Below are 14,752 nucleotides of genomic sequence, written 5' to 3'. Positions count from 1 at the left end.
TTTTATTGGTGGTAGTAAACTCGGTTACTAATAATTATTCGTTCTCATCATGAGGATATTTGTGTGGACTTTAATTGGAAGATTATTCTATTTTATTTTGGCGTTAGTCTATTTTTAGCATTAACGACACCTCCAAAACAAATCAGACATATTCTCTTCAAATGTCGAACAATAAATATTTTCTTATCTGTTTATAATTTTTTTTTAATTTACGAGACAATTTACGTTTAATTTTGAACAAAAATCCTTAAAAACCACTATTTCCCCCAGATTTTAGGATACTCACATTTATCAAATTAATTTTAGTTAATTGTTATTCATATTTATTAAATTCTTTTCAGGATTCCTTACTAATTTCTGTTTTTTATTATAAAATTCGACAATTTCTTAAAAAAAATGTCTGAAATTATGTACCTCATTCATTATTCAAAACGGAGCATTCCCCCAATTTACTAAATTTCCACACGCATTTAGAATTTGAATCAAGTACTAGTCCATATTAATTAATCTCTTTACTTCTAAAACGATCCTTTAATACTAGTAATCTTTCTCCTTAATTCATTAAATTCAACAACAATATGGGTTCTTCAATTTTTGCTAATAAAATGATACTCAATCGAACAGTATTTTCTCTACAGTTATTTAATATCAAATTGGCCTTTGGGAAATTCCAATTTGATATTTTTATAAATTAATAAAATAGCAGGGTAGTAAGGAGTTTTTTAATTTTTAAACTAATGAGTTTATTCAAAGAAAAGGAGCTTTTGGATGAAGAAAATGAAATCAAAAAAAATCTTAAATGTAATGGTAACAGGAGTCCTAGCAACGAGTTTTATGACAACGTATTTATTACCACATCAAAAGACTTATGCGATCACTAATTCTGCTGAAGCAATTATAAAGGGGCTTACAGATGAGCAACGACAATCTTTAAATCGATTGACACCAGAAGATGGGTTTATTATTGATCCAAGTTTAACGTCATCAAACGATGTTCAATCAAAAATTATTGTTGAGTTGAATACAGCACCAATTGAAGACTCAGCAGCATCAGTTTCTACGCGAGATGCTAAATCTAAAAAAGAAAAAATACAAGATGAACAGGCATACTTTAAGCAACGAGTGGAAGAAATGTTTAAAAGTAAAGATTCAAAATCATCATACAGTATTACCCGTTCCTACGAGAATGTCTTTAATGGAGTTGCCATGACAATACCTACTAGTCAAATCAATGCTTTGCTAGATACAGGTGTTGTAAAACGAATTTGGAAAGATAATATTGTACAACTTCCAAAAAGTGAATCAATTGCCCAACCCGTTTCGAATTCAAAAGAACTGCCAGCTCCATTGCCGTTCTTAGGTGTTGATAAACTACATAATGAAAATATTAACGGACAGGGAATTAAAGTTGGTGTAATCGATACAGGAATAGACTACAATCATCCGGACCTAAAAGATGCATATAAAGGTGGATATGACTTTGTTGATAACGACTCGGATCCGATGGAAACAACTCTAGAAGATTGGAAAAAGTCTGGTGAAGATGAAATTATAGAGGGGCGATCTTTTTACACAGATCACGGTACACACGTTTCTGGAACGATTGCAGCAAATCCAGAAAATACCGTTGATTATGCTATGACTGGTGTTGCTCCAAAAGTTGAATTAAATGTTTACCGTGTATTAGGACATTATGGATCAGGTTCTGATTCATCGGTTATTGCTGGAGTTGAAAAAGCCGTTGCAGATGGTATGCAAGTTATTAATTTATCTTTAGGCAATGACGAAAACAATTCGTTATCTGCTACCTCAGTGGCAATAAATAATGCTGCCTTAATGGGGGTTGTAACAGTAATTGCAGGAGGTAATACAGGTCCGAATCCTGGAACACTTGGATCTCCAGGTGCTTCACCATTGGCAATTACAGTAGGGGCGAGTGATGTGCCGACTGATGTTCCTTCGGTTACAACGAATTTAGGTGATACGAAAGTACCAAGTACTTTATTGGGACATGGTATGGGAAAAGATTATTTAAAGGTTATTGATCAAGATTATCATGTGGTAAATGTTGGGATAGGTACTGAAGCTGATTACTCTGGTAAGGATTTGACTGGAAAAGTAGCTCTAATTTCACGCGGAACTCTTACGTTTGATGAAAAAATTAAACGTGCACATGAAAAAGGTGCGGTAGCTGTTCTAATCTATAATAACGTAACTGGGGAAATCCCTTACTACTTAGGTGAGAACCTTGGATACTTACCTTCATTTAAAATGCTACAAAGTGATGGAGATAAACTAGTTACTAAATTAAACGAAAATCCTGATTCTACGGTGAGATTATCAAATCTCCAATCAAATATGTCTTCGGGTGATGTGTTAGCTGATTTTAGTTCACGTGGACCAGTATCAAATAATTTTGATATTAAACCAGATGTTGTAGCTCCGGGCGTTACGACATTCTCTACCATTCCAGAATACATAAATAGTCCTGCTGATGGCGTTGATTATACGAGTGCATATGCAAATTTTGATGGAACTTCGATGGCCACACCTCATGTTGCTGGGGTTGCAGCTTTACTTTTACAATCTCATCCAAATTATACTGTTGCAGATGTAAAAGCTACCTTAATGAATACCGCTGTTCCATTAAAAGGTCGTACGTATAATGTCAATGAAGTTGGTGCGGGTCGAATAGATGCTTTTGCAGCGGTGCATAATACGACATTACTAGAAGTTCAAGATAAAACAGTGACCCTTGATGAATTTGGTTCACCAAAAGAAATTGATGATATTACTGGATCTATCGCATACGGTAGCATTGCAAGTTCTACAGCAACTAAAACGAAAACTACTACAATCAAAGTATCGAACTTGAGTAATCAAAATCAAAAATATACTACGAGTGTAGAATACTTAACAATTGATGGTGTATCTAAAAATGCAGAAGCAAATAAAGTGTCTATTGGACTGCCTAATACTTTTGAAGTAAATAGTAATAGTTCAATTAATATTTCAGCGACACTAACTCTGCCATCGAATGCAGAAATTGGTAACTATCAAGGTTATATTCATGTTCGAAATGAATCCAACACTTCTGATTATAGAATACCATTCCACGTTCGTTATACTGACGGAGGGATAGAGTTTGTTGATTTCTATCAAAACGCAATTACGAATGATTATAGTGTCTTCCATCCGTGGTTAGTTCCTTATACTCCAGCAAGATTCCAATTAAGAAGTCCATTGAAAACAATTGATATGATTATTAAAGACTTAAATGGTAATCCAATTGGACTCGTAGGAACAATAAATGCAGATGGTTTAGCTGTTGATACTCCATACTCACTCCGTAATGCATTTAGTGGAGATGTAAAACGTTTTACTGGTGATTCAAAGAAACCTATTTCTGATGAATACACTATGTTAGATGAAGGAAGATATATTATTTCGTTTATAGGAACGGATTCAACTGGTAAAACCTTTAAAATCGATAATGATATGGTTATTGATAATACTGCACCAAAAGTAACATATGATAAAACATTTGGTATTCATGAATTAACAAACGCGGATTTAACGACTGAGAAATCAGAATATGATGGAAAAGACTATAAAGCTTATTGGGTACATGGAAAAGTTTATGATGACACAATTGAATACCTGAAGAGTAAAGGGCATGCAATAACACAAGCAGCTAACAATGTAATTGTTTATCAAGATGACGATTCTTTTCCAACTGATTATCTTGTACCAAATGAAAATGGTGACTTTAAGTTTGGTGTTTTACCAGACGAATACAATGATCAGCCAACGACTATTGACTTATTTTCATTTGACTATGCTACCGCTTCAAATATTAATTTAGATCGATATATTATGATGAAGAAGGGAACTCAATATGCACAAATTAAAGGAAATAATCAAGCGGTTGGACTTGGTACAGAATTTACAACAACATTCTCAGTAAATAATCCTATCGACTTAACGAGTGCCAGAACGTCAATTGATGTACCTCATTTATTTAAAATAATGAATGTCAAGCCAACTCAAGAATTAAAAGATTTAGCAGCTAAAAATAAATGGACAATCCGTGTAGCAAAACCGGAAATAAAGTCAGATACTTATTCTGACATGGTCACATATGGTGTGGACCTGTTTGATACAAAAACTAATCTACCAATTAAACTTAATAATTCTATTAATCTTTTAGATATTACGATGAAAGTCGTTGATGATCTATGGTTTTATGGAAAAGCTACTTTCTATTCCACTGAAAGCTCTTATAAAACAAATGAAGGTAAAACGACAAGCGTGCAAACTTTTGCTGATAGTATTAATTTAATCAGTAAACACAGTTACGCTGAAGGATATTTCCGCGGTGAAGCAATTAAACTTGGAACTAAATTAGATTATTCAACAATCGGAATAAAAGCATTTTTAGTAGATAGTAAGGGTAATAAATATAAAGCAACCATATCAAAAATTGGAAAAATGGTTTTTGCTGATATCCCTGTGACAGAGGAACTCTATACATTAGTAGTCAATATCCCAGGACATTACACATTTAGTAATAAAATAAAATTAAGTAGAAAGATTGATGGTGAATTACAAGGGAATTACTATAGTATCAATATGGCTACTACTGCTGCTGGTGATGTAAATGATGATAATGTAATCGATATTTATGATGCGAAACTTATCGCAAATAAAGCAAAAGTAATAGGTGTGAACTTAAAAGAAGATCTTAACAAAGATGGAGTCGTAGATATTAAAGACTTCAGCTTTGTTGAAAAGAACTTTATGACAACAAATCCATATTTTCCTACTTCAATTACTCCAATCAAGAGTACTGGGAAAATTACATTAGAGGAATTGAAAAAAAGTTTTAATTAAATAGTTAAAATTGAATTCTTCTTTGTTAGGAATACTAAAAAAGATTATACAAATGAATTAATAAAGAAAAATGAAAACGAAAACGAAAACGAGTCTTAGAATTATTTCTATAGACTCGTTTTCTCATTATCACTTTTACCGCAACTTGAACAACTTGTTCTATGATCACAGTCAAATAATGATTATTATTTACAACATGGTTTAGTTAAAAATCTTTCTATAGTAAAATGAATAAAATTGTAATTTATTGAAAAGAGGGAAGTATGATGAATCCAGTGCATCTAGAATATATTGTAGAGGTAGCAAAAACTGGTTCAATATCAATAGCAGCACAAAACTTAAATGTAACTCAATCAGGTATCAGTCAAGCCATTACAAATATTGAGAATGAACTAGGGTTTAAACTATTTGACCGTCAAAGAGGACAAGGACCAGTTCCAACTTATGAAGGAAAACAAATTATTAAACTATCATTTGAAGTGTTATCAAAATTTCAGGAATTAAAGGATAAATCTAGGAAGAATACTTTTTTGGATACGGGTAAGCTGAGAGTGGCTGCAATTGGTTCCTTTATGGAATTAATGTTAAAACCGGTATCCATTTTTAAAGAAGTCTTTCCGAATATTGAATTAACGATTTCACAAGATGATACACGAAGAATACTTGACCAAATACAACAAAGAACGATTGATATTGGTCTGATTGCTTTGGAAAATAGTCTGATTAATACAATTGATGATTTAGATTTTGATATCTTATTAAAAGGTAAGATGAAATTGTTTGTAAGTAAACATTCCCCATTAGCATTTTATGAAAAGATTACACCGGTAGAGCTACATAATCAAAGCTTTGTACTTTATGATTCGGTTTTTTTAAGGGAGTACATTGCAAGACATTTTAACAACTTAAAGGAGATCAACTTACTATTTACTGCAAATGATGCACATTTTATCGTAGAAACAATTAATCAAAATATAGCAATCACACTAACTCCGGATTTTGCGCTCAAAAACCATCCACATGTAATAAATGGTAATATTGTATCAATTGACTTAGTAAATTTTGGACATGACGATATCTTGTTATGTTTGACTAAATCACAAAAAAAACATGCTAATAGTTGTGAAAAGGAGTTTATGAAATTAATAAAATCGGAGATCGATATGAGTTTTAAATAATCGATTAATCGAAAAAGAAATAGGTAATTTTTTACAAATAAAATATTCTAGTTTTAATTTAGAAACTAATCTTTATTAAGAACAAATTTTAGGGAAAAATCCTTTAAATATAGGGTTTTTTCTTTTTTTATTGTTTTTAAGTTAGTAATAAAACATGCTTGTAATAACCAACCATTGGAGTTATAGAAAATCATAATTCCCCCAAGTGTGAAAATTATTTTTATTCTTTTAAAATGAAAATTAGGTCAAATTGTTAATATTTCACTTAATATATTCCTTTTTTATTCAATATCGATGGTGAAAAACTGAAAAAAATGTCGATTTTTATCAAAAATTACGATTAATCATATGTTGATTCCCCCAATTTACTGTAAATGCAAGCTTAAGTACAATTGTAAATATAAATTTAACTATTAAGAAAATTCTTAACAATTAAATTTACACAATAGAAATAGATTGAGCATGTGCAATTCACAAAAAAATGCTCAGTCAAGGGGGGAGAAAAATGAAGTTTAGAAAAAGTTTTGTCAAAAGAGTGTCGTATTTGTCAATTTTTGGTCTTGTCATGTCAAACATGACATATGTATTAGCTGAGGAAAATAAGCCTCAAAACCCAGCACTTTTAAGTGAAGCAGCTCCAAAACCAAGTATATTTGTTACTAATAGCAAAGATAAACAAAGTTCAAACAGTTTATCAAAAGATGAGATTGAAAGATTCAAAGAAGAGGGTATGAAAAGTATTGAGGCTGCGGCTAAAAAAGATAAAGAAAATAAATTTGCAAATAAAGAGAATCTATCAGATTTTGCAGTGCATAAGCCTGATGAGGAAGTTTCTGTTATTGTTCAGCTTAAAGGTGAAACAGTTTCTGAAATGACTGCATCGGATAATGTTGGAATTAATCAACTTTCTTTAAGTGATGCTAAGGATCGTGTCAATAATGATATCGAAACGCAAAAAACCGAAATAATGAACAAACTCTCTGGAGGTAAATCCAAGAGCAGTAGTAAATTACAATTTAAACATGAATATGAGAACATTTTTAAAGGTTTTAGTATTGATCATATTAAGTATGAAGATATAGATGATATTAAATCATTACCAGATGTTAAATCAGTTACATTACAACAAATATATGCGCCTGCAGTTAATCAACAACATGATCTAACAGGGATTAAAAATCTGTGGAATGGCTCAACACTAGGGAAACCTATTGGTTATAAAGGAGAAGGAATGGTCATCGCGATTGTTGATACCGGAGTGGATTATACTCATGAAGCTTTTCCAGATCCTACAGATATGAGTAAGGCTAGAATTAAAAAGGGGAAATTTATTCGTCCAGACGGGACAACTTCTCTTAAAGTAGTAGATGGTTACAACTGGGCTGATCAAAATGATGACATCATTCCACGTGTAGAAGATCCAAATAATGCTACAAGCTCACACGGTGTTCACGTAGCTGGTATCGCAGCAGGTTCTGGTCCCGTCATACAAGGTGTCGCACCAGAAGCTCAAATTATTGCAGAAAAAGTGTTTTCTGACCATCAAGCAGGAGCGTTAACAGAAGACATTATAAAAGGGATTGACCATGCTTCATCACTTGGAGCAGACGTTATTAACATGAGTTTAGGTTCATCCTCTTCATTTGATACAAGAGACCCAAATGATCCATTAGGAATTGCAATTCGAAATGCAACGGATGAAGGGCATGTTGTCGTTGTTGCGGCAGGAAATGCATCGAATGCCTATTCAGATCGATCAGGTGGAATGGGAGAAACAATAAAATTAGGACAAACCCCTGATTTAAATAAAATTGGAAATCCTGGTGTTTATCCAGATTCATTTACAGTTGCAGCAGCAAATAATTTCGTATCAAAACACACTTATCAATTCCTTAATACAGGTGTTGGACACAGCATTTCTGGAGAAGGACTAGATGATTGGAATTGGACAGCAAACAAGGATAAAGAATATGTACTAGTTCCTCTAGGAAAGGATATTGATGGAAATGATCTTCCTGGATTACTGACTGACTACACTACTCAATTAAAGAATAAGGTTAAAAATAATATCGTATTAATTAAGCGTGGAACAATTAGCTTTGCTGAGAAGGTAGCAAATGCCAAGCAGGCAGGTGCTGCAGGCGTTATCGTTTATAACTCATCTCCTGATAGTGCTGCTCCGGATCCTCAAGGATTTGGAACGATTCCTTTTTCGTTTATAAGTTATGAAGATGGAATGGCATTACAAGAAGTATTGGATCAAGTTCCTGTTTTTGGTGGTGGTATTCCAACTATCAAATTCAAAATTACAGATGAAAAATTAGGATCGGCCTTTGCTGAATCGAATTCAGGACAGCCTACTGATTTTACATCTTGGGGAACAACAAGTGACTTATTGTTAAAACCTGAAGTAATGGCTCCTGGACATGCGATTGTTTCTTCTGTAAGAACAGCAGATACTAGTAAGCACAATGCTTATGAGAGCGAAGATGGAACATCGATGGCGGCTCCATATGTAACCGGCGCAGTAGCAGATGTTATGCAAGCTTTAATAGATAAAGGATATAAACCAGGTACAAGAGCTTTTGCTCAATTAACGAAGAATTTAATAATGAATACATCAATTCCGGCAAAAAGAGATTATGTAAATGCAAACAATTCGGTTGACCGTATTGATTATATGACTGAATATCAACCAAGAAGACAAGGCGCGGGAATGATTCGACCGGATCTTGCTGTGAAATCTCCTGTTGTCGTAACAGGTACGACTGGTACTGGAAGTATTAGTTTAAAAGAAATTGGTAAATCGTCAACATTTACATTAGTTGCTCAAAATCTTTCAAATCAGGCAGTTACGTATAAATTAAATGGAAATGTCATGACAGATGTTTTAAAGGACTCGCTTAAAACGAATTCTGATAATATTCGTAGTCGATATTTGGAAGATGCAAAATTATCATTTGATTTAAATGAAATTACAATCCCTGCAAACTCAACGAAACGAGTGAATGTTACATTATCTTTAGCAGATTCTACGTTGAAAAACACGTTTGTAGAGGGCTATATTTATTTAACACCGACGGATTCAAAACAACCAACATTAAACGTTCCATATAATGGGTTTTATGGAAAATGGGATGAACCAAACATCGTTGATACAAAAGAAACAACAGATGTGTGGACGAAATCAGGTCTAGGTACACAAATGGGAATTCAAACGGGTCCTTTCTATTTCGGATATAACGAGATATTCGGTGAACCACATACCCCAGAACAACTTGCTTTAGGTGACAAGTATTATGCTTATGGTCCTGGTATGAACCCACTACCAGCTCTTGCTTTATTACGAAATGCACGAAACTTAAAAATTGATGTTGTCGATAAAAACCATAATCTTGTTACTCATTTATCAGATGATGAATGGCTAGTTAAATCAGATCCGTATTCGGGTACCCCTCCTGTTCAAATTTCAGGGGATTGGATTTGGAATTCAACTAATCAAGGAATTACTGTTCAAGATGGACAGTATTACTTTGCAGTAACAGCAACGGCGGATGCACCAAATGCAAAACCGCAACCGACTGTTTATATACCAATGTATAAAGATACGACAGCACCGACTTTAAATATGAAACGATCAGCAGATTATGATGAAACATCGCATCCTGAAGTGACGAATGAAGATTCTTATACAGTACGATGGACAATGGATGATGGAGATGCTGGTGGTGTAGATGGTAATGTGTACTTAGCAGTTAATGGAAGTGAGCCGTATACTAACTATCGTGAAGACGTGAAACAAAATGATGATGGAACGTATGAATTGAAAGTCTATGGTCTAAACGAAGGACTAAATATTATTAATATTGCGCCGATAGATAAAGTTGGTAATTTAGGCAAAGAGCAAACTGTCATCGTGAATAAAACTAGTAATCACGTTTGGATCGATTTACAAACTGCAACTTTAAACGATAATGTACCAAGTATGTATTGGGCTGCTGATGTAAAGCCTGGTGACGAGTTTAACTTGAATTTTAAAGCGGTAGGACGAAAGAATGTCGTGAAAAAAATCCAAGCAGTCATTTTGAAAAATTATTACGATAACAGCACGGTTGTTGGAGAACCTGTTGATCTTGACCTTAACCAATATATGACGGAAACACCTTTACATGGTGAATATAGTGAATATGCAATTAATGGACATTTTAATGTTCCAAATGACCTGCCTGCTGGTGACTATGCAGTGAAATTTGTCGTTTTAGCTGAAGGTGAAAAGTGGAATGATCCAGACATACCAGCAGTTGGAATCGAGACGGCTGTTGACACAGTTGCACCGACTATTTCATTAAATGCGTCTAATATGAGTGCATATGTAGAAAATAGCGGAGATCATGTCGCTCTAATGCTAAATACAACAGTGAAAGATACGGTAGCGAATTCAAGAGGCTATAAAGTTGAAGTTGCTGTTGATGGTGGTTCCAAAAAATCAATGGGTAGTATCGTAACGTTTGATCCAACTCCAAAAACGTTCCGCTATCCAGTTGTGTTAGAAAATGGAGACCATAAGATTGTCCTTACAACGACAGATACATTGGAGAATACAAGTACACTGACATTTGATGTAACTGTAGCTACAGATAAAGTGACAGTTAAGAATGATACAACTACTACAGAACTTCCAATTAAAGTTGTTCCGTATAAAGATACGAGTCGAAATACAGAGATCAAATTTTTAGATATTCCCCGAGACGGAATATATGTTTCGGAAGGGTTCGATCCAGGCGTTCATGGTTACATTGTTACGCCGTATGGTAACAATAAAACGTACTCAGCTAATCCAGATTTAGCACCAATCTTATTAGTTGGAAATCAGCAAAGAAAAGCTGACACTCCTTATTATCCGAATGCAATACCAAGTTGGGACATGCCAATAGGTGACGTGTATGCCTTTAATTCTCTTGTTGGCTACAATGATCCAGGTAGTATTCCTGAGGGGAAAAGTACGTTCCCAGTAACAATGATTGACTATTTAGGTCACGAGACTACAGTTCAATTACCAGTATACAAAAATTCGTATATACCAAAAGTGAAATTTGACGATGCAATCATTGATGCAACAGGCACTGCAACATTTTTCACTTATGATTCATCGTTTACTGTAAAAGGAACGGTTACGGCACATCAAGATAAGTTTTATGCATCATGGGTTGATTGGAACCGAGGTTTTAGTGGACTTAGGGATGTTTACAAAAACTTATTTGATGAGCAGTCTGAATGGAGAGACAATGTTTATGACAACCCATTAACTTCTACAGACATCCCAGCTGGATATGAACAAGAGCCAGGTGTCAAACCATTCAGTATGAATACTGGAGAACTAAAACCAGGGCCGAACTTGTTTGAAATCGATGGAGGAAGCACAATAGGTTCGAATCCAAGTCACCCATTAACAGGAAATCATCCTTTAGTATTTAATGTCGTAGTCTACCGTCTTGGAGCAGCAGAAAGTCCTGATCAACCACTAGCAATAAATGCTGCAAACAAATTAAATTGGGACTTGATTAAAGGCGAAAACGTACAACAAACTGAAGTGAAATCGAATTTGGCATTACCTTTTGTTGATGAAAGTAATAAAGCACATATTAGTTGGACAAGCAGTGATGAGACTGTACTAACAAACGAAGGTAAGGTTTATCGAGCGAATAATGATACGGATATTACACTAACTGCGACGGCAACTGTAGGTGGGGCAACTTCTGTAAAGACGTTTAATGTTACAGTAAAAGCAAAAACTCCAGATGACTCATTAGCAGTTGATGAAGATGCTTCATTTATTAAATGGGATGTAATCCGTGCAGCAAACACTGATCAAGAGAATGTATCTCAAAATTTATCATTACCAACAAGAGGATCCAATGGTTCACTAATAACGTGGACTTCTGACGATACAAAGCATATTACAAATCAAGGTACAGTATATCCACCGTTGTTCGATGAAGAAGATGCACATGTAAAGTTGGTAGCAAAAATAACAAGAAACAGCGGAACAACATATAAAACGTTTAATTTAACTGTTTTAAAGGATAATGAAAATGCAGATAGAACAAAAGTACTGAGAGTTTATAATTCACTTGAGATGAAAAATGTACTTGGTGAAAATTCATCAGATATGGAAGTCACTCATGACCTATCGTTCCCATCAACTATCGGAAACGACGGAGTATCGATCACTTGGTTATCTGATAATCCAGAAATCATAGCAAATGATGGAAAAGTGACAATACCAGAACAAAATCAGTATGTACAAGTGACTGCAATTATAAGACTTGGCACAGCAGGACTAGCGAAATCATTTGGTTTTTATGTTAGAAGTAAAGACACGAATGATGAACCAGCAGTTCAAGCAGCTAAAGCATCGGTCGTTTGGAAATTGATCAAGAAAAACAATACTGATCAAAATTTAGTTACTTCTAGTTTGAATTTACCGACTAAAGGTTCAAATGATACGACAATTAAATGGTCTTCAAGTGATCCTTTCATCATTAATGAAGATGGTACGGTAAGACGACCAAATTCTGAGAAGGGTAATCAAAAAGTAACATTGACAGCAACAATTTCTAAAGGTGAGGCGAAAATTACTCAAGAATTTAATCTAACAGTTTTAAGTCTCCATACAGTAGATGACAATGACAAAGTCATTTCAGGTTTAACTGAGGCGAATGCAAGTATTACTGTGAAAAATAATGATCAAGTAGTAGGTACAGGAAAAGCAAAAGAAGATGGCACATATGAAGTCGAAATTAACCCACAAAAAGCGGGGACAGAATTAACAATCATTATTGAAGGTCAAGCAGGCAATCAAGTAATTGAAACGACAACAGTTATTGACCGTACGGCTCCAAATGCACCAAAAATAGACGTGATTGATGACAATGATACGACAATTTCTGGAACAGCAGAGGCAAATGCAACGATTCTTGTGAAAGCCCAAGATAAAGTAATTGCAACAGGTATTGCAAATTCAGAAGGAAAATATGCAATTCAAATTAGTTTACAAACAGCAGGAACAACGTTACATGTAACTGCTCAAGATTCAAATGGAAATGAAAGTGACATTTCATCAATAGTAGTATTAGATCGTACAGCACCAAACGCACCAAAAATAGACGTGATTGATGATAATGATACGGCCATTTCTGGAACAGCAGAGGCAAATGCAACGATTCTTGTGAAAGCTCAAGATAAAGTAATTGCAACAGGAAAAGCGAATTCAGAAGGGAAATATGTCCTTCTAATTAGCCCGCAAAAAGCTGGAACGGAATTACAAGTAACTGCACAAGATGCTGATGGAAATCAAAGTGATATTTCATCGATTACAATTTTAGATCGTACAGCTCCGAATGTATTAGTCGTTAATTCAATCGATGATAATGATACTGCATTTACTGGTATATCAGAGGCAAATGCAACAATTCTTATTAAAGTACAAGGTATATTAATTGGAACAGGTAAAGCAAATTCAGAAGGTAAATTTGTCGTTCATATTAGTCCGCAAAAAGCAGGAACAGTATTACAAGTAACTGCACAAGATGCTGATGGAAATCAACTAAATGTATCGATAACAGTAGTTGATGGTACAGCACCGACTGCACCGAAAATCGATGCAATCGATGATAACGATACAAAAATAACTGGTACAGCAGAAGCAAATGCGACTATATTTATTAAAGTTCAAGATAAAGTAATTGCAACAGGGAAAGCTGATGCACAAGGGAAATATGCGGTTGTCATTAGTCCACAAAAAGCAAGAACAGTATTACAGGTAATTGCACAAGATTCTAGTGGATTCCAAAGTGTAACTACATCGATTATCGTATTAGATCGAACAGCACCAAATGTACCAAAAATTAACGTAATTGATGACAATGATAAGACAATTTCAGGAACAGCAGAGGCAAATGCAACGATTCTTATTAAAGTTCAAGATAAGTTAATTGCATCAGGAAAAGCGAATTCAGATGGAAAATACGTAGTACAAATTAGTCCACAAAGAGCAGGAACAACATTACGTGTAACTGCACAAGATTCAGATGGAAATCAAAGTGAAATTACAACAATTGTAGTAATAGATAAAACAGCACCAACTGCACCGAAGATTAACGTGATCGATGACAATGATACTTACGTAACTGGTACAACAGAAGCAAATGCATCTATTAAAGTTATTGTTCAGAATAAAGTAATTGCAACTGGAAAAGCGGATACTAAAGGTATCTATCGTATTAAAGTAAGCAAACAAAAAGCGGGAACAGCTCTAACAGTTGTTGCCATTGATCAAGCAGGAAATCAAAGTGCTTCATCTAAAACAACCGTGTTAGATCGAACAGCACCAACTGCACCAGTTATCTCACGTTTGGTTGCAAGTACGAAAAATGAAATAACGATTGAAGGTAAAGCAGAAGCATATACAAGTATTATTGTGTCAGTTGGGAATAAAATTGTTGGAAAAGCAAATGTAACAAGCAAAGGTACATTTGGATTGAAATTACCAAAACAAGCGAAAGGTACACTTACACTTACACTTACTATTTACGCAGTTGATAAAGCTGGAAATAAAAGTAGTTCAGTTAAACGTACTATAAAACTTAAGTAGAAATTAGAATCAAGCCCAAACTTTTGTT

The 14,752-nt window shown here is 34.4% G+C and carries 3 protein-coding genes; all 3 read left to right on the top strand.

From position 1 onward, the window contains the following. The first annotated feature begins 768 nt into the window (after positions 1–768). The gene (locus COI44_RS09010) at positions 769–4,893 is read left to right on the top strand and encodes a S8 family serine peptidase (RefSeq protein WP_098427638.1); all 4,125 of its coding nucleotides are present in this window, start codon (positions 769–771) and stop codon (positions 4,891–4,893) included. 263 nt (positions 4,894–5,156) lie between these two features. Then, entirely contained in the window at positions 5,157–6,071 is a 915-nt protein-coding gene (locus COI44_RS09005) for a LysR family transcriptional regulator (RefSeq protein ID WP_098427637.1), read from the top strand. 505 nt (positions 6,072–6,576) lie between these two features. Further along, positions 6,577–14,724, top strand: a complete 8,148-nt coding sequence (locus tag COI44_RS09000) for an Ig-like domain-containing protein (protein ID WP_179887058.1) — start codon at positions 6,577–6,579, stop codon at positions 14,722–14,724. The last annotated feature ends 28 nt before the right edge of the window (positions 14,725–14,752 follow it).

It is taken from the genome of Bacillus sp. AFS088145 (genome assembly GCF_002564465.1).
GTDB lineage: Bacteria > Bacillota > Bacilli > Bacillales > Bacillaceae_G > Gottfriedia.
This window is presented reverse-complemented; position numbering and strand designations above follow the sequence as displayed.

Coding starts and splice junctions, on each gene's coding strand:
- COI44_RS09005 (WP_098427637.1), top strand. CDS start 5,157: ATGATGAATCCAGTGCATCTAGAATATATTGTAGAGGTAGCAAAAACT.
- COI44_RS09010 (WP_098427638.1), top strand. CDS start 769: ATGAAGAAAATGAAATCAAAAAAAATCTTAAATGTAATGGTAACAGGA.
- COI44_RS09000 (WP_179887058.1), top strand. CDS start 6,577: ATGAAGTTTAGAAAAAGTTTTGTCAAAAGAGTGTCGTATTTGTCAATT.